A 19264-nucleotide genomic window follows, 5' to 3' on the forward strand; every position below is an offset into this window, starting at 1 on the left:
CTCTGCAGCTTGCATAAAACACCTTATCTTGACAATTAATGCCATTTATATTGAACAATTACATAATGTGCAAACATTTTTTTACATAATTTAATTTGTAGAAAGTTTTGCCTCAAATGCCTTTTAATTGACTCTCTTCTACAGGGTAGTCATAATGTATTATTTAATTAAAGAGAGAGGGTGACTATGGAGCCGCTACATGAAATACTGGAAGTATTAAATAATGATCAAGATTTAAACTCAAATAACATAGTTAAAAAAATACAACGAGAGTTTGAGAAGAGGATGAATGAACTGTACTCACAATGGGGATACTTGCAAACACAAATATAAGCTATGCGAAAAAGAATATAAATCATGGCAAGAAAGTGGGTTTTCATTAGATTACCCACTTCGTATAGCTGATCGAAATGGTTATATGAATATTCTCAAAGCTATGATAGAAGCTGGTGCAAATATTAGTGGTGATATCAAGTATACTCCTCTGCACGAAGCTGTTGAAGATGGCCGCATAGAGATGGTGCAGTTCTTATTGGAAAATGGGGCGAATATCAATGCAAAAACTGAAACAAGAGGTGAAGAAACTCCTTTGTCTCTTACTGTAAACAAAGCTTGCCCCATGTATCAGCAAAATGCCGCTGAAGATCATCAAAAATATGTAGAAATAATAAAGCTCCTTATAGCCAGAAGAGCAGACATTAATGAATCAGATCCTTTGGGTTGGACAGTTGGCCAAGGTGGGAGCATAAATCTAGTAAAGTTATTAGTAGAAAATGGAGCAGTTATTTTAAACGGTCATCTACATTCTGCTGCCAATGATGGAAAGACAGATATAGCAGAATTTCTGATAGATAATGGTGCAGATCTCAATTTCAAAAATGCACAAGGAGATACCCCTCTACATAAAGCTGCTTCGCTATTTCAAGTGGACACAATTAAGTTTCTGGCAGCAAAAGGAGCAAAAATCGATATAATAGATAATCTTGGACAGACTCCCCTACATATAGCTGCCCATTTAGGTTCAGAAAAAACAATATTAGCCTTAGTAGAACTTGGGGCAGACCCTTGGATAAAGGATAACAATGGTGCAACTCCAATAGACCATTATGTGTATGAAAGGCAAGCTTGGCAAAGCCGTGTTGATTGGGGTTTCACACAAGACCGTCCTCGTGAAACTGGGTACTTAATGAAGTTAAAACAAGCATACAATAAAGATCTCTTTGTTCGTTATTCAACACTGTTACTAGGGGCTGTAGCAGCAATAACACTTTTTACAACTGGCAATATTACACCAGATGCACCACGTATGATAGGCGCAGCGGCTATAGTTACAGTAGCAGCACTTGCAGCTGGTCGTATCACATATGAGATATTTAAACCCAGTACTAAAATGGCAAGAGTAGAACATGAGCGTTTTGTAGCAGCACAGCAATCACCACAGTAGTCTATTTCTAAATAAAAAAACTGTTGCATTATATCTCATATTATGGTAAGCCTAGCATTAGGTGGTTCATATGAGGTAAAAATGAAAAACATTATCATCGCAGGCTCTGGTCCTGTTGGTTCATTCATGGCAGTGCTCTGTGCACTGGGATGACATCCTCCTAGTAGAGATCGCTTTTGTAATTGCAACATTCGTGCAATCTTTAGCTATAAATATTTAAGAAATTTACCAAACGAAAAAAAGGCAAAAGAAGCCCCGTGGTGGTTGGCTATTCACTAAGTACTAAAATATCGGCGTTTTTTTTATTCTAAAACGCTTGATTAAGATCGATTTAGCTGCTTTTAACTTGCAACTAACCTACATCGCAAGTGTTTAAGAAATTTACCAAGCAGGAAAAAAGGCAAAGAAACCCCAGGGTAGCTAGTATTCAAATTCTCCCTTGTCAATTTGACGTTTTTTGCTGTCTTAAACGCTTTATAAGCGCGTTTCGGCTTGTATAGGTAGAAACCTAAAAGTTTTATAAAGACATGAGGTGCACATAGTGCAAAAAATTAAGCATGATTTACGCCAAATACATTAAGTTTTTTTGTCATTAATCCACTGCAGAGATTGTGAAGATAAATAAATAGCTTCAGTTTTATGATAAGGGGGCTGGCGGAGTTTGTCAAGTAAGTTTTTCGTTTCTATGTTGTCAGCTACTTGCATGACACCTCTGGGCACTGCCGTCATAAAGGAACCAGTGTTAGCTACTTGGATGACAACCATTGTATTTGAGGCAAAATTGACTATCACTTCTTTTTATAGAGCTTGCTCCAAATTCTATTGTTAGTTAATACAAAAAACACTGTTAAAATTATAAAATACGCCACTACTTTTAATCCAAGTTTATGCCGGCGCTCTAATTCTGGCTCTGCTGCCCATTGTAAAAAATTTATCACATCATACGCCATATTTTCAACTGTGGCTTGTCTTGCACCATCATATTCCACCATTCCTTCAGAAAGTGGTGGCGCCATAGCTAACCTGCCTGTTGAAAAGTAAGGGTTGAAGTATAAATCATTTTCATCGTGCTCGCCGTTTTGATAGCCTGTTAACAGTGAATAGACATAATTTGCACCATCATGCCTTGCTTTAATAATTAACGATAAGTCTGGTGGAACTGCACCATTATTGCTTGCTGCAGCTGCTTCTTTTGTATCAAAAGGTGCAATAAAATAATCCGAAGGTACTCCAGGTCTATCGAACATTTCACCCAAATCATTCGGACCATCTTTAACTTGATAAGAAGCTGCAATCTGTTTTATATCTTCTTCAGAAAAACCAACATCTTGCAAATTACGAAATGCTATCCTATTCATTGAATGACAAGCAGCACAGACTTCTTTATACACTTTATAGCCTCGTTGAATTGACTCTCTATCGAAAGATCCGGTAATTCCATCAAATTTCCAGTCCATTTTTTTATTTGGTGATGGCTTGAATTCTTCTGCATACACAAAATTAGCAAAAAACAATATGCAAAGTATAGCTAACATACTTCTCATCAGCATTACTTCATCTCCGGCACAGAATCACTTAAGGTTTTTGGTGGTTCTTTTGGCTTTTCATACTTACTAAGAAGCGGTAAAATTATTACAAAATATGCAAAATAATAAAGAGTGGATAGCCTACTCATAGTGATGTAAGGCTCTTTCACCTCTTGTCCTCCAAGCCAGGCAAGAAGTGCAAAATTTATTGCAAAAACCCAAAAAAATTTTTTGAACACTGGGCGATAAGCACCACTTTTAACTTTTGATTTATCAAGCCAAGGTAACAAAAACCAAACTAAAATAGACGCAAACATGGTAAGCACACCAGTAAGTTTATCTGGAATTGAACGTAGCATTGCATAAAAAGGTAAAAAGTACCACTCTGGCACTATATGTACCGGAGTGACCATAGAATCAGCTTCTATATAATTGTCTGGATGTCCAAGATAATTAGGAGCATAGAAAACAAATGCAAACAAAACTACAAAAAACAGGCCAAAAGTTATGCAATCCTTGACTATATAATAAGGATAGAGAGGAATGGTATCCTTATCTGATTTTACCTCCACTCCACTTGGGTTACCAGAGCCAAACCTATGCAGAGCTATCACATGAAGCATAGCTAAAGCAATAATAACAAAAGGCAGAAGATAATGCAGAGCGAAAAAACGGTTAAGTGTTGGATTATCAACGGAAAAACCACCCCATAACCATATAACTATTTTATTGCCAATTAAAGGTATAGCTGAAAATAAGTTGGTTATGACTGTTGCACCCCAGAAACTCATTTGTCCCCAAGGCAATACATATCCCATAAAGGCAGTTGCCATCATTGCAAAAAATATAAATATACCAACAAACCACACCATCTCTCGTGGCCTCTTGTAAGATCCGTAATATAATCCACGCATTATATGAACATAGACTACCATAAAGAAGAGCGATGCTCCAACAGCGTGAGTGTAGCGTATTAACCACCCGTAATTCACATCTCGCATTATGCGCTCTACACTATTAAACGCATAATCAACATGCGGAGTGTAGTGCATAGCAAGAAATATACCTGTTATTATTTGTAAAATTAGCGCTATACCAGCCAAAGAGCCAAAGTTCCAAGCATAATTTAAGTTTTTTGGCACTTGGTAAGAAGCAGTGTGTTTCAAAAAAGAAAATATAGGCAATCTATATTCTATCCACCCTAATATGCCTTTTTCTTCTTCTATCGTTGTTTTTTTTTTCTGCATAACTTAAAGCTTTCTCTACCTTTAACTCGTTTTATTGTAGCAACTTATCCTTTACACACAAATAAAAAGTTTAAAGCGATATTAATTACTACCTCTTCAGCAACCTATCACGTGCCGCATTTAATTTTTGTGCAAAATACTCTGAGCCTCCTTTATCTGGATGAACTAATTTCATTAAATTTTGATATGCTTTATTAATTTCATTTTGACTTGCCTCAGGATTCAGCCCCAGTATCTTTAATGCCTCATCTTTGGACATGTTATCACCAGTGTAATTTTCAGTATAACTTCTACTGCTATTAAATTCGTTCAAAAACTTACTCAATATAGAGTTCATCATGAAACTTATGTTATTTTTTTTGTCAGGAAAAGAAAAAATACAACAACGCTAGGCAAAACAAATGTAACTACTATGAATACTAAAAAAAGAAAAAAGATGAATGACATGTATATTTTTTTATCATTTTATGATTAAATAGTAACAATTATAATTGTCATGGTAAATAACATGTTCATCCAGATTGAAGAAACACCAAATCCAAACACACTGAAATTTCTCCCTGGATTTGGAATTCTAAACGAAGGAGAAACGGCTGATTTTTCAAATGCAGATGAAATAAAAAACTCCAAGCTAGCAGCAAATCTTTTTCAAATAGAACATGTGGTAAGAGTGTTTTTTGGTCATGATTTTATTTCAGTAACAAAATTGGGTGGAATTAATTGGGATACATTAAAAGTAGAAATTTTAACTACAATCATGGATCACTTTACTTCAGGTGGAAAAGCACTAGATAAAGAAGGAGTAAATGATAATAATATACCGGATGAAGAATTTTTTGATAAAAATGATATAGAAATTGTAAATAGAATAAAAGAATTGATGGAAAGTTATATCAAACCTGCAGTTGCTCAAGATGGTGGCGATATCAAATTTCGTGGCTATAAAGACGGGATAGTTTATGTTGAGTTACAAGGAGCTTGCTCTGGATGCCCAAGTGCTGCAATTACTTTAAAGCAAGGAGTGCAGAATATGCTGAGCTACCACATACCAGAGGTTGCAGGTATAGAGACCACACTATGACTAATCAAACGGTTAGAGGAACAAAAGATCTCCTGTTTGATGAATGGTACAAGTCTAAACACATAGAGCAAACAGCAAGCAGAATCTCAAGTCTATATGGCTTTTTGCCTGCTCAAACTCCGATATTTGAATATACGGAAGTTTTCACAAAGACTTTAGGTGATAGCTCAGACATCATCACTAAAGAGATGTACACCTTTAATGATAAAGGGGGAAAGAGCATAACTTTACGTCCTGAGTTCACTGCAGCGGTTGTTAGGCTATTAATTGAAAAAAAACTGCAAACGCCGATAAAATTATTTTCAACAGGGCCTGCATTTCGTTACGAAAGACCGCAAAAGGGAAGACAGAGGCAATTTCATCAGATAAATTTTGAGGTTTTTGGTGTAGAAGATTCAAAAGCCGATGTTGAATTGATATCACTCGCTCAGCACTTACTAACTGAATTTAGCATCAATAAAAATGTAAAGCTGGAAATCAACTCTTTAGGTGATAGTGAAACAATAACTAAGTATAGAGAAGCTTTGATCTTATACTTTACAAAGTATCAAAACGATCTATCAGAAGATAGCAAAAACAGGTTGATCAAAAATCCACTCAGAATACTGGATTCTAAGGATGAGAAAGATAGATTAATAATTTCTGATGCGCCTAAAATCAGTGATCACTATACAAAAGAATCTTCATATTTCTTTGACCAGGTGTTAAATGGACTGCAAGCTCTTGGCATACCTTACACTGTAAATAGCAAATTAGTTCGAGGTCTAGACTATTATTGTCACATAGTATTTGAATTTGTCACAGAAGATTTAGGTGCACAAGGGGCAGTTTTTGCCGGTGGAAGATACGATAATCTAGTATCTTCAGTAGGTGGAAAACACACTCCAGCGATAGGATTTGCAGGAGGTATTGAACGCATAATGGAGTTAATCAATTATTCTCCGAAAGAAGAGCGACCTATTTACCTAATTCCGATCGGCAGAGAGGCTGATGAACATGCTCTAACACTTGCGAATGAATTGCGCAGAAATGGTTTATATGTAGTCTACGAATATAGCGGAGCACTTAAAAACCGAATGAAAAAAGCAAATCAAGCAAATGCTAAAGCTGCTTTAATCTTTGGCGATGAAGAATTGAGTAGTAAAACTTTAAAGATTAAAAACATGGATACAGGTGAAGAAAAAATAATTGCTCGCGATAACACAATAGAAAACATCAATTAGGAGCAATGCAAATGTTTTTCTTAGTCAGCTATAGAAGAAAATTCGTCTGCACAAGAATTTTTCATAGCATTCAATGTATCATAATCTGTAAAATCTAATTTTACTGGTGTGATAGTAATAAATCCTTCTTTTATTTTATTTACACTACCACTGCCTGAGTGCTCTCGAGACCAATTTAAGCTAAAAAAGCCATTCGAATTTTCAGTAAAAGTTAAATCCCCATCAATGTTATATTCACCTTGTTCAGCAAATTCTACTCCTTTTACTTTTTCCGTAGCAGGAAAATTTACACTCATCACTATGTTTTTAGGCCAACCAACCTTAACTAGCTTGGCAATAACCTTTGGTGCAAAAACCTTTGTATTGTGCCAGTCTATTTTATCATGATAAACTTGGCTCAGCGCAATAGAAGGTATAGACCTTGCAGCACCTTCCATTACAGCACCAATTGTTCCTGAATAACAAATATCGTCCCCGACATTTGATCCAATATTTACTCCGGACAATATTAAGTCTGGTTTTTTATTCATAACTTTATTTAGCGCAATAATGACACAATCTGCAGGAGTACCAGACACACTAAATTCCCTTTCACTATGTTGGTTTATTCCAATAGATTGTTTCACTGGATAATCAAGAGATCTTGCAGCCCCGCTTCTATCAGTATCTGGTGCCACTATCCATATTTCTGACGCAAAATTCCGTGCAATCTCTTTGAGTAATTTTATTCCTTCACTTCCAAAGCCATCATCGTTTGTTATCAATATTACCATATACAATACTCAGCTATACAGTTCCAAATTATGTAAATCACTGGCTGTAAATAAACTCATGAGGCTTTAAGTTTCTTTGCATAACTATGAACTGTAACAAAGAACCTGCTGTAAATCAATAGATTTCTTGCACAGGCCATAACTGTCATTACAATAGAAACGAAAAAACCTACTTGACAAACTCCGCCAGCCCCCTTATCATGGTACTGAAGGTATTCAGTTATCTTCATCTGTGCAGATTAAACGTAACCGTTCACGGATTATGAGAATGAATTAAAGAACTAAGCAGTGACAGCTACTAGATTCTGTAGCTTTTGAAAGGGGTTCTGGCCATTTAGACGTGATGTCAAAAATATCGACAACATTCTTTCCACGAATCTTTCTCCACGTTCTGACCAGGTGAAAAAGCTGTTTTTACGATAAATTACGTACCGTCTAATTTGCCGTTCTGCAAGGTTATTAGTTGTTTCTATCACTTCAGGTTTTCTTAAAAACTTCCACATCATATCCTCAGATCGTAACATCTTAGCGGCCATTCTTGAAGCTTGAGTGCTATTTGCAACCCTCGTCATTTTACGTAAAAAATGTTTTACCCTTTTCCGAATTTTTCGCACCAGTCGATAAAATCTCAAATTATCTATCAAATTTTGTTTTTTTGCCTTATCTACTACAAACACCTTATTGCTGAGCGATTTTAGTGCTTGGCCAATTTTGCTCACTTCAACATTTTTACTATGGGCAAATCTCTCAAAATCTCTTGCCAGATGTGCCCAACATATCTGTCTATTTTCACGATTGAAGTAATTGTATACAGCGTATCTATCGCTCACAAATATACCATCATATTCTGGCAGTAAACTCTTCAACACCTTCTTACCACGAGACTCGCTTACCTTCAGAAGTGTCAACGCTTTGTTTGTTATTACCCAACTCCAGCCTCTCTTTCCTTGATTTCTGTGCCCTGTTTCGTCTATATGCAAATACTCGCTTCCTTGCAACTCTTCCTTCATTTTCTCATATTCAGATGCACACTTCTTCGATACCCTGCGTTCAGTATTTGAGACTAAACCAAGGCTTATATTTAGATTAAAAATACTGCCCAAAATTTGCTGTACCTCTCTTTTTGAGTTAATAAAAAAGCCGCTAAGGCTGCTTATAACTGTTTTAGCATTGGGTCCTAGAAAATCTCTTGCAACACCTTCGGGTAAATTTGCTGTAATTCTTTTATTACATACTCTACAATGTCCTCTTTGCAACCTGTACTCAGTTACAATTGGCTTAATTTCTGGCAACTCTGCCTTCTGATGAATAATTTCATCTTCTAAAGTAATCTTACCTCCACACATACAAATTGTATCAATTGTGCATCTCACTACCTCGTCTGCAGCCATTAATTCACGCTTATGCACCTTATGTCCTGGCTGACCTCCTGGTTTTTTATCACTTTTCTTTTTTGCTTTCTTACGATATATATCTCGTGATGGTGGCAGCGATGAATTTTGCGAATTTAAGCCCAATTTGTCTTCTAATTCAACTATTTTTGCTTTCAAGCTATCATTTTCTCTGATCAGTGCTTTTATTTCTTCCTTGAGATTAGCGTTTTCTGCTACAACCTTTTCTTGCAGCACTGTTGTCATTTACCCATTCCATATTTAGCTTCCTATCTCTTTACACTTTTATACTTACTTTGTAAACCACCTTATCTCCGTGAACGGTTACAACAAATGTTCGTACAGCTATATGCTGCACACTAGAATAACAGAAAGCAGAAACCTTACTTAATTGGTTTAAAGTGATTAGTACCCCTTCCCTTTTGAAGAAAAGTGCTCAATTATAGGTGATATAATATAATCTTCCACTTTACCAGCTACAAACAACACTGCAACCGGCGCTATGAATCCTATTGTTGCACCTGCTAAAGCTGCAGAGCCCATTCCAAGCATTGCACCAGGAAAAATAGCAGTTGCGGCTGCAGCAAGGCCAACTCCAATTGCAGCGCTTGCAACGCATAAAACGGCCATCACGAAAAGATCTTTCTTGGAGCATCCTCCTTTGCATGTACCATATGCAGTGAATAATATTATAGGAACGGCAGCAACAATTCCACCTATAACCAAAGGTGACAAAGCTGTGAAACTCAATCCCAAACCTGTAAGTGCACCTGTTACTGATCCTACACCTAAAAGTATTAAATTTTCTTTCTTCATACAAACTCCCTAATTAATCAATAAATAATAATATTACCATTTGTTTATATCTCCGTCAAGCAGAAAATTTTAGTGGGGCGAGCGACCAGGATCGAACTGGCGACATTCAGTACCACAAACTGACGCTCTACCAACTGAGCTACGCCCGCCAAGATATAAAATATCTAACATACGAGCGCAAATAGTCAATTGATTATTTAACTCTCCTTTTGCAGAGGGTTTTAAGTTTAGCCAATAAATATTTTCATTGATACTTTTACTATTATAGTTAATTGTATTGATACTAATGAAGTAGTGGTATGTTTAAAAGTATTTTCACATTTAGTTTTTTTACGGCTATTTCAAGGATCTCAGGGTTAATAAGAGATGTATTGATTGCTACGGTTATTGGTGCAAACTCTCTTGCAGACATATTTTTTTCTTCGTTTCGTTTTGCCAATCTATTTCGCGCATTTTTTGCAGAGGGAGCATTTACCACGTCCTTTATACCGTTATATTCAACAGAATCACACGATGATAAAAAGGCATTTAATTTTGCAAGTAGTGTAATATCCATTACGTTTATTATCTTAGTAATTTTTTGCCTTATCATGCAAACTTTCTCCCCTTATATGATTCAAATTTTTGCTCCTGGATTTGACCAAAGTAAGTTTACCCTTACTGTTACTTTATCAAGAATTATGATGCCCTACATAATCTTTGTTTCAATTGCATCACTTATTGGTGGAATGCTGCAAGTAAAGCAGCATTTTGCTTCAACAGCTATTGCACCAATCGTTTTGAATCTCTGTTTAATCATCAGTTTGTTTGTGCCTTACATAAAAACTCCAGCGCACAACCTTTCTATAGCTGTCCTTATAGGAGGAATTTTCCAGCTACTTTTGATACTATTTAGTGCATACAAGTTAAAGGCAGCTTTTTCTTTTAGCCTTGAATTAAGCAATGAAGTAAGGTTGTTTTTTAAGCGTGTGATACCTGCAATTATCAACAATTGTGTAACTCAAATAAGTGTATGGATTGACACAATCATGGCGAGTTTTATACCAAATGCGGTGTCCTATATATATTATGCCGATAGACTAAATCAACTACCGCAGGGAATAATCGGTACTGCAATCGGTACAGTGCTTCTTCCTTTAATTTCAAAACAGGTAAATAATACTGAAAATATAGTCAAAATACAGAACAAGGCTCTCAACATAGGATTAATGTTAATTATGCCAACAACTGCTGCCTTTATTATTATTCCCGACATAATTTTACTTACGCTTTTTTCTTACGGCCGGTTTGATCATTATGCAGTGCAGCAAACTGCTCCCACGTTAATAGCATTTTCTCTTTCTTTACCTGCATTTATTATAAATAAAGTATTGCTACCCACGTTTTTTGCTAAAGGCAATCTAAAAATACCAACTATGTTCTCACTAATGTGCCTTGGAATTAATGTAGTGCTAAACCTTTTGTTAATGAACGAGTATCAGCACACGGGGATTGCTATCGCTACTTCCGTTTCCACTTGGATAAACTCCATTCCATTAATTAGTTATTTAACAATAAATAAAATGTATAAGGTTAGCCAAGCGTTATTGTTAAATATCATGAAAATTTTTGTAGCAACGGTAGTCATGTCAATAGCCCTTTATATTTTTAATTCTTTGTTGGCAGGATTATTTTTTGATAAAATATTGGCTCGTATTGTTTATTTAACGACTTTAATAGCTTTGAGTGTTATTGTTTATTTTGGTATTCTCTATTTAATGTTTAGAGGAAATTTGAATAATTTGAAATATGTATAAACTAGATCTTTTGCTAAAGGAACAGCAAACGGTGTCATCCCAGTGCTTGACACTGGGATCCAGATATAAAAGTATTTACAAATTGTGCAATAGACAACAGATTCTAGGAGCATACGCTGAAATAATGCCCATGATGAAAATAAGATGGATCCCAGTGTCAAGCACTGGGATGACAGGAGTGGGTGCTGGGATGACAAAGATAGACATTGAGATGACAAAGGTAGGAAATAGAGTAACTCCATTGCAATTAAGAGGCATATTATGAAGCTCTCAATATACGCCATATTATCAATCTCGCTGCTATTAATTCTCATGCACGTTGCTGCAACTTTTAAGGATTGGAGTGGCTACAGGAAATATATCATAAAAGAGTTGGAGAGAACGTATGATGCTAAAGTGCATATTGGAGGGAAAGTTGAAGTTTCACTCATTACTCCAAAGCTCACTATTCATAATGTATATATACAATACAACGAAAATAAAGAGCAAAAGCTATCAGATTTAATTAGTGTAAGAAAAATTGAAATAAGGCCATCGTTCCTATCGTTGCTTTTATTCTCGTTGCAACCAAAGTCAATCACATTGTTTGGCATGAAAAGCAATAAAGAAAATTTAATTAATATTATAAATACAAAAGCCAGTGGTAACACAGTCGATGTAGTAATAAAAGACAGCCAAGTAAGTTTTAAGAATGATTTCGCTAATTATAGCAGCATTGTTAATATAAAGGAAGTTGCTGTAAAAAAAAATAGGCAATTCTCTGGTAAAGTAAAGGTAGGTGATAATAATTACGATTTTTCAGGAAAGGTTAATATCACAAAAAAGAATGCATACATTAGTGTTGAATCAAATTTTGTAAATTTGCTATTTACAGGTAATAGAAATCAAGAAGAACTCCAGGGTAATTTAACACTAACGATTAATAATAGTTCCGGTTCTGTGAGTGATTTAGCAAAAATCATTAATCTTAGCTTTCTCTCTTGTGTTATTCCTAGTGAAAATATTGAGATATCATCTAATATCAACCTCGATGAAAATGAGTTTACGGTAACTGACTTGAAAATTGATTCCAAAAGCATGCAAGCCAGTGGTACAATACAAAATGATAGAAAAGGCGATCACACTAATCTCAATATTAGCTTCAGCAAAGTTGACTTAGATTCCATACAAAATGATTCACAAAGAACAACGAATATGAAAGACCTTCTGGAATGTTTTAGAGCAGTTGTGCCAAAGAACTTGAGCTTAAATTTTAATATGGAAGCTTCTAACATTCAATATCAAAACAAAATATTGGACAATTTCCGTGCTGTACTAAAATCCACTGATGGCAAAGTAAAAGTTAATACGCTTCTTAAATTTCCTGGAATCAATAATATATCTTACTTATCAGGAGAGATCTCAAACAATAATGTCCTATCTGAATTCAACGGTGATTTGTTAGTAGAAGGAAATGATTTTGAGTCATTCATTTCATGTTTTTTTCCTTCTATAAAGATGAAAGAAAACCAGAAAAATCAATTTACACTAAGTTCTAAACTGCACCTTGCACCAAGAATATTATCTATCTCAGACATTAGACTGCTAAATAATAAGGAATCCTTGCAAGGGTCAATTAGAGTAAGCCACACAAAAAAACACAATGTGATCGATGGTGAATTTAGCATGCATAATCTTGATGCAGATAAATATGATCATTCATTATTTAGCAGTTTATCTAAAATGCAACGGCTGAAAAATTTTCAGTATGATGCAAATATAAAGGCCAGTGTTAATAACCTTACATTGAATGATACGAAAATTAAAAATTTGGATTTTTTGCTGAAAATGGAAAAAGGTAAGCTAGTTGCAGATAAAATAAAACTATCTGGAGAAGATTTCGATATTACCGGTAATGCAAAAATATTAGTAGATCAAAAATACGCCAAACCTTTATTAGATGTGAACCTTACGGGCAATAAATTTAATGGAAATATCTTTAAATTACCAAATTTAGTAGAGGTAAAAAGAAATTCAAGAAATGAGATAGATCAAATTCAATGGTCAACAAAGCAGCTTGATTTTTTGGATGACAAAGAAGGCTTTGATGCAAATGTGCAAATCAATACTGCAGAATTTAAAACCGAGCAGAATGTTTTGAAAGATTTTAATTTGGATGCGGTAATGAGAAACAACGTTATCACTATCAGGCAGGCAAGTTACGTATTAGAACACGGGCAAGTGTTTTTTCAGGGTTATTTAAGATCAGACTCAATGAATACAAGATTTTCTATTGTAAATTTGGACACTAAAAAGATTGGTAAGGTTATAGGAATTGACAATGTAAATGGTCAGATAAGCTTAAGTGGTGCAATCAAAACTCAAGGAAAAAGTTTTCATGATTGGGCTAATAGCTTATCAGGAGATGTAAACTTACAAGCGCAGGGAATAGAAGTTACTAATGTAGATTTCAATTCATTTATCGCTAATTTGTTAAGCAGTAAGAATAAGTCTGAAATTTCCACATTTGCTTATGTTGATATATATAATGGCAGTACATTTTTTGAAAATATTAGCGGAAAAGCAAGTATTAAGAGTGGTATATGTTCAACTAGTTTACAATTCGGGATTGATCAAGCATCAGGGTCGATCTCTTCTAATTTAACCTTATCTAACTTCGCTTTAGCTTCTATATTCAGGTTCTTTTTCATACCACCAAACTATAGTAATCCAATCTATATCGATATACATTTGGATGGCCCTATTTGGCGTCCTAAGATGAGTTTTTATGTAGATCAAATCTTCATCGCTCTGGTTGGCAAGAGGAATAGTTAATTTACTAACATCTGTTTATAAGAGTCATATGTGCTTGACACCTGGTTAATATTAGGTTAATATATTGATATGAGCGTTAAGTTGTAGGTAAAAAAAAATGTTTAGTATGTTTTTGAATCTTTTTGGCAAAAATTCTAATAATTCAAGTGTTATTGGAAGTGATGTAGAAGTTAGCCCTATAAAAGAAACAGTGACTCCTGTAGATATTGATGAGGGTTTTGAAGAGATTGATCTTGCAGAAATTGATGAGAAAGAATTTTTTGAATGTGCAGCAACACAAGAAGAACTAAATTCGTTGCTTGAATCTGAATCACAAGGTAAAACTATTTCTTATGCCCTTAAGCCATTGCTTTATACTGCAAAATATGGAGCTAAAGCGCTATCAGCAACAACGGTAGTTGTATCGTACGCCTTAAATGGGGCTTCATATGGTATAGCTGGTATATCTTATATTCCTCATGGTGCATCAAAAGTGCTTAAAAAATGCAAAGGAGAAGATAAAAACACAGTAGGGTATAAAATTACCACTTCTTCTCAGAACTTACTAGATTTTACGTCAGGTGCTATATATACTGTGTCATAGTACCATATGGTGCTGGAGTAGTTTTAAATGGAGTGTCTGGTATAGCGAATCAATTAGATTCCTCTTTATCTCCTAAAAAAATAGAGCAGATCTGCACTAAATCAGATTTGTTTGTAGACAACTTATCCAGTAAATTAAAGGGAATAAAAATAGAGAATTTTTCACAAGCTCTAGCGGTAGCTTGTTAGGCGTGTACGGTTTAGGAGACAATAAACTCATCTGAACGGATATCTTCAAGCATATCTGTTCAATGGTGCGGTAGAAAATGGTTGCGCAGACAAAGTTGCTATAGCTAGTGCAACCCTACGTCACACCGCCGCGGCGCTAACATGTAGCAGAATGACGAACCCTCGGTAAACCCAAAACTATAGGATAAAATGTAACCGTTCACGGATTGTGAGAATGAATTAAAGAACTAAGCAGTGACAGCTACTAGATTCTGTAGCTTTTGAAAGGGGTTCTGGCCATTTAGACGTGATGTCAAAAATATCGACAACATTCTTTCCACGAATCTTTCTCCACGTTCTGACCAGGTGAAAAAGCTGTTTTTACGATAAATTACGTACCGTCTAATTTGCCGTTCTGCAAGGTTATTAGTTGTTTCTATCACTTCAGGTTTTCTTAAAAACTTCCACATCATATCCTCAGATCGTAACATCTTAGCGGCCATTCTTGAAGCTTGAGTACTATTTGCAACCCTCGTCATTTTACGTAAAAAATGTTTTACCCTTTTCCGAATTTTTCGCACCAGTCGATAAAATCTCAAATTATCTATCAAATTTTGTTTTTTTGCCTTATCTACTACAAACACCTTATTGCTGAGCGATTTTAGTGCTTGGCCAATTTTGCTCACTTCAACATTTTTACTATGGGCAAATCTCTCAAAATCTCTTGCCAGATGTGCCCAACATATCTGTCTATTTTCACGATTGAAGTAATTGTATACAGCGTATCTATCGCTCACAACTATACCATCATATTCTGGCAGTAAACTCTTCAACACCTTCTTACCACGAGACTCGCTTACCTTCAGAAGTGTCAACGCTTTGTTTGTTATTACCCAACTCCAGCCTCTCTTTCCTTGATTTCTGTGCCCTGTTTCGTCTATATGCAAATACTCGCTTCCTTGCAACTCTTCCTTCATTTTCTCATATTCAGATGCACACTTCTTCGATACCCTGCGTTCAGTATTTGAGACTAAACCAAGGCTTATATTTAGATTAAAAATACTGCCCAAAATTTGCTGTACCTCTCTTTTTGAGTTAATAAAAAAGCCGCTAAGGCTGCTTATAACTGTTTTAGCATTGGGTCCTAGAAAATCTCTTGCAACACCTTCGGGTAAATTTGCTGTAATTCTTTTATTACATACTCTACAATGTCCTCTTTGCAACCTGTACTCAGTTACAATTGGCTTAATTTCTGGCAACTCTGCCTTCTGATGAATAATTTCATCTTCTAAAGTAATCTTACCTCCACACATACAAATTGTATCAATTGTGCATCTCACTACCTCGTCTGCAGCCATTAATTCACGCTTATGCACCTTATGTCCTGGCTGACCTCCTGGTTTTTTATCACTTTTCTTTTTTGCTTTCTTACGATATATATCTCGTGATGGTGGCAGCGATGAATTTTGCGAATTTAAGCCCAATTTGTCTTCTAATTCAACTATTTTTGCTTTCAAGCTATCATTTTCTCTGATCAGTGCTTTTATTTCTTCCTTGAGATTAGCGTTTTCTGCTACAACCTTTTCTTGCAGCACTGTTGTCATTTACCCATTCCATATTTAGCTTCCTATCTCTTTACACTTTTATACTTACTTTGTAAACCACCTTATCTCCGTGAACGGTTACCACGCGCTGGGATGACGAAGAAAGAGCATAAGGCATTGTGTTTTACGTTGTGCATTTTATTAACCGACACTATAAACAACATCCTTACAATTATGAGATTGGACTACAACTTGCTCAAGCGTTAAGCTGCTGCGTTTAGCATCTTTACTGTGGTTTTCTCCAAGAACCTCTGTTCTTTCTTGTTTTATTTCTTCAATGAATTTCTTGTTAACGCTTTCAGTGTCAATCTTTTCCTGAGAATATATAAGGTTAGTGCAATTTTTTTTTCTATAATAATGCACGCCAAGACATATAATTGATAATGCAAGTATACCAGAACCTATAAGTAATGATAATCCTATGTTATTAGTCAAAGGGTTTTGGTAAAATTTTTGTATATTATTAACACCACCTTCCGCATACAGCAATAAAGGAAGTGCTATATTTGCAGCAACTACACCGGTCAGTAATGCAGTAAATAGTGGCCTATTGTTAATTACTGATTCTATTTTATTAGTTCTACCAACTACTTTTTCGTCAATGTTAATGAAGTTGTTTTTAGCTTCCCAAGCATTAAGTACAAAATTTGAATGAGTGCCATTGCTATATTCCAGTCTTACAGATTTTATAGCTTTATTTTTTGGCTGATGCTCCAACACATCAGCTAAAATTTCATTCGCATCTTCTTTTTGAATGTGATGTTCTTCAGTATTTCTAAACTGTTTTATTGCAAAAAATATTGGACTGATTGCAAGCAATGCAGCAAGTGCGATAACTGGTATAGTGATATATTTTGGGCTGTTTGTAAAAAATGCAATAAATTTTGCTTCATCTTGTAAATATAATAAAGCTGCAGATGTGCTGAGTATAATAGCAGTTGCACTAAAAATCACAAAACCCTTCTGCTGCATGGCATATTTTGCTCTTGGCCAGGATCTGTTTGTTTTTTTATTTGTTGTGCTACCTATATCAGAATTTAGTGACAAAGACTCTTCAGAGTCATCTTTGCTTTTATACGATGGTGGAGGAGTTGGAAACGTACCTGGACTTTTAATATCCTGAGGATTCGGTATAGGTTCTCCAATCCATTTTTCTACTTTGCCTAAATAACCATCATCCGCTGCTCCGTCTGTTCCTGTTGTTGGCTCACTAGATACATTAATCCCTTTAAATGCAATATTGTTTATTTCCTCTTCCCTGACATCAACTTCCGCTATTTCTTGATCTATATTTTCTAAGAGACCCTTCATATCTTTTTCTAATAATCCTTCCTTGATGCTTTTATAAAAGTCATCAGCAGGATTAATGCCCCGCTGATTACCATCAACTAACATGACTTTTTGCGGTAACATACCTTTGTCTTTCTTATATGCTTTTAAAAGAGATAAAACACATAGATGTTTTCCAATTTGTGGATCTTGAGGCTCATTCATTCTTTTAGCTACTTCTGCTGAATTTAGTGGATCTTGACGCTTAGTCGTTCCTCCAACTACTTTAATACCTTGTGCCTGCTCTTCTGTTAAGCCTAAATGATTTTTCACTACATACTCTACTGCTTTTATGTATTTTGCAGACGATACAATAGCAACTTCTACTCCGCTTGAAAGTGCAGAATCTAATACAGACCTTAGCTTTTCTTTATTTTTGATTCCCGAGCCTTCCTTTTGTAAAAATTCTTCTATTTTTTCTTTAATTACTGCTTTTTCTTTGCCAGAATCATAATCATCATATCCCTTGGATGTAAAGAAATTGCACATAGACTTATTTGTAATTGTTTGATCAAAGTCAAATATTAATAGTGCATTCTCTTCAGAAGATGGTAGATTCGTTACTGGTCCCATATTTACTCCAAAATTAATTACTATGTTGTGTTGATTACGCTATAGTTATTAAGATGTAGTAAATACCAGTTTACGGATAATTATGAAAAATTTAGTATAGAAATTGCCTATCAAAGATTCTTTCATTGAGTGAGTCGTCTTTGTCAAAGAGCAAAGTTATTGTGTTTTCATGGTCTTTTTGTATTTTTATCTGTGATATATTATGAAACTCTTTGTAATCTGATACTACAAGCGCTGGACGATTTTTTGTGTCGTTAATGTCAATTTGTACGATCGTATCATTTGAGATTAGTGCTCCATTCCAATGCCTTGGGTAATAGCTATTGATGGAGGTCAGTGCAAGTAAGTTTGAATTGAGTGGTAAAATTGGACCGCCGGCAGAGAAGTTATATGCAGTGCTGCCTGTGGGAGTAGATAATATTACTCCATCCCCTCTAAATTTTTCTACTTTTAGTTTATCATTAATAGTAATATTCATCTCTACTATTTGGTTTGCTTTCCTAAAAACATATACTTCGTTTACCGCTATATAGTGGTATTTCTTGCCACTTGTGTCTGTTGCTTCCATTTTTAGCAAAGTTAACTGAGTTGAAGTTGCGTGCTCTATATGATCAATTAAATCTTCACTGCGGCTAAAGCATTTATTCATCAAAAACCCAACATTGCCAGTGTTTACTCCGTATACGTGTGTGTTTTTGTTTTCTATAACGTAATTATGCAAGGTGCGTAGCATAAAGCCATCACCGCCAACAACTATCAATAGATCGATTTCGGACTTATTTTCTTCTGTTATATTGATAAAATTAAGTTTCTTTAATAGTTTAGATACTTCCTGCGATTTTAGTGACTCAGAAGCGATATAGCCTATATTTTTGTATTTATGCATGCTTCACTCTG

At 35.2% G+C, this 19264-nt stretch carries 16 protein-coding genes and 1 tRNA gene; 7 read left to right on the plus strand and 10 right to left on the minus strand.

Annotated features, from left to right (window positions below):
* Positions 1-289: 289 nt before the first annotated feature.
* Entirely contained in the window at positions 290-1444 is a 1155-nt protein-coding gene (locus WKH12_RS02390) for an ankyrin repeat domain-containing protein (RefSeq protein ID WP_434732554.1), read from the plus strand.
* Between the two features lie 788 nt (positions 1445-2232).
* Here WKH12_RS02390 and WKH12_RS02395 read toward each other — a convergent pair.
* The 3 genes from WKH12_RS02395 to WKH12_RS02405 form a co-directional block, all read right to left on the minus strand.
* A complete protein-coding gene (locus WKH12_RS02395; RefSeq protein WP_406833358.1) occupies positions 2233-2994 on the minus strand; it encodes a cytochrome c1 in 762 nt (253 codons plus the stop codon).
* Entirely contained in the window at positions 2994-4217 is a 1224-nt protein-coding gene (locus tag WKH12_RS02400; protein ID WP_353287047.1) for a cytochrome b, read from the minus strand. Before WKH12_RS02400 ends, WKH12_RS02395 begins: the two co-directional genes overlap by 1 nt.
* An 88-nt stretch (positions 4218-4305) precedes the next feature.
* Positions 4306-4530, minus strand: coding sequence for a DnaJ domain-containing protein (locus tag WKH12_RS02405; RefSeq protein WP_265015797.1), 225 nt, complete (start codon positions 4528-4530; stop codon positions 4306-4308).
* 195 nt (positions 4531-4725) lie between these two features.
* On the opposite strand from WKH12_RS02405, the gene WKH12_RS02410 reads away from it, so the two are divergent.
* Positions 4726-5298 (plus strand): NifU family protein, encoded by a 573-nt coding sequence (locus WKH12_RS02410; protein ID WP_434732555.1) that lies wholly within the window; start codon positions 4726-4728, stop codon positions 5296-5298.
* On the plus strand, positions 5295-6521 hold the full coding sequence (gene hisS / locus WKH12_RS02415) for a histidine--tRNA ligase (RefSeq protein ID WP_434732556.1): 1227 nt from the start codon (positions 5295-5297) through the stop codon (positions 6519-6521). Before WKH12_RS02410 ends, hisS begins: the two co-directional genes overlap by 4 nt.
* Before the next feature lie 20 nt (positions 6522-6541).
* Here the strand turns inward: hisS and surE are convergent, their stop codons facing one another.
* The 4 genes from surE to WKH12_RS02435 all read right to left on the minus strand — a co-directional run bounded on the left by surE (position 6542) and on the right by WKH12_RS02435 (position 9650).
* Positions 6542-7294, minus strand: coding sequence for a 5'/3'-nucleotidase SurE (gene surE, locus WKH12_RS02420; protein ID WP_434732557.1), 753 nt, complete (start codon positions 7292-7294; stop codon positions 6542-6544).
* A gap of 281 nt (positions 7295-7575) precedes the next feature.
* Entirely contained in the window at positions 7576-8931 is a 1356-nt protein-coding gene (gene tnpC, locus WKH12_RS02425) for an IS66 family transposase (protein WP_434732010.1), read from the minus strand.
* A 159-nt stretch (positions 8932-9090) separates the two neighbouring features.
* Positions 9091-9501 carry a hypothetical protein gene (locus tag WKH12_RS02430; protein ID WP_434732558.1) on the minus strand — a complete coding sequence of 137 codons (411 nt, stop codon included), beginning with the start codon at positions 9499-9501 and terminating at the stop codon, positions 9091-9093.
* Positions 9502-9574: 73 nt separating this feature from the next.
* Positions 9575-9650: transfer RNA gene (locus tag WKH12_RS02435), tRNA-His, on the minus strand.
* Positions 9651-9800: 150 nt separating this feature from the next.
* Here WKH12_RS02435 and murJ point away from each other — a divergent pair.
* The 4 genes from murJ (at position 9801) to WKH12_RS02455 (ending at position 14694) form a co-directional block, all read left to right on the plus strand.
* Positions 9801-11297, plus strand: a complete 1497-nt coding sequence (gene murJ / locus WKH12_RS02440; RefSeq protein ID WP_434732559.1) for a murein biosynthesis integral membrane protein MurJ — start codon at positions 9801-9803, stop codon at positions 11295-11297.
* Positions 11298-11427: 130 nt separating this feature from the next.
* Positions 11428-11562 carry a hypothetical protein gene (locus tag WKH12_RS02445; protein WP_434732560.1) on the plus strand — a complete coding sequence of 45 codons (135 nt, stop codon included), beginning with the start codon at positions 11428-11430 and terminating at the stop codon, positions 11560-11562.
* On the plus strand, positions 11559-14111 hold the full coding sequence (locus WKH12_RS02450) for an AsmA family protein (protein ID WP_434732561.1): 2553 nt from the start codon (positions 11559-11561) through the stop codon (positions 14109-14111). The genes WKH12_RS02445 and WKH12_RS02450 overlap by 4 nt, the downstream gene beginning before the upstream one ends.
* Before the next feature lie 97 nt (positions 14112-14208).
* On the plus strand, positions 14209-14694 hold the full coding sequence (locus WKH12_RS02455) for a hypothetical protein (RefSeq protein WP_434732562.1): 486 nt from the start codon (positions 14209-14211) through the stop codon (positions 14692-14694).
* A gap of 415 nt (positions 14695-15109) precedes the next feature.
* Here the strand turns inward: WKH12_RS02455 and tnpC (WKH12_RS02460) are convergent, their stop codons facing one another.
* The 3 genes from tnpC (WKH12_RS02460) to WKH12_RS02470 all read right to left on the minus strand — a co-directional run bounded on the left by tnpC (WKH12_RS02460) (position 15110) and on the right by WKH12_RS02470 (position 19253).
* The gene (gene tnpC, locus WKH12_RS02460; RefSeq protein ID WP_253309750.1) at positions 15110-16465 is read right to left on the minus strand and encodes an IS66 family transposase; all 1356 of its coding nucleotides are present in this window, start codon (positions 16463-16465) and stop codon (positions 15110-15112) included.
* A 141-nt stretch (positions 16466-16606) separates the two neighbouring features.
* Entirely contained in the window at positions 16607-18367 is a 1761-nt protein-coding gene (locus WKH12_RS02465) for a hypothetical protein (RefSeq protein ID WP_434732563.1), read from the minus strand.
* Positions 18368-18458: 91 nt separating this feature from the next.
* Positions 18459-19253 carry an NAD kinase gene (locus tag WKH12_RS02470; protein ID WP_434732564.1) on the minus strand — a complete coding sequence of 265 codons (795 nt, stop codon included), beginning with the start codon at positions 19251-19253 and terminating at the stop codon, positions 18459-18461.
* Positions 19254-19264: the final 11 nt, after the last annotated feature.

The organism is Wolbachia endosymbiont of Zygogramma bicolorata (assembly GCF_051130665.1).
Lineage (GTDB): Bacteria > Pseudomonadota > Alphaproteobacteria > Rickettsiales > Anaplasmataceae > Wolbachia.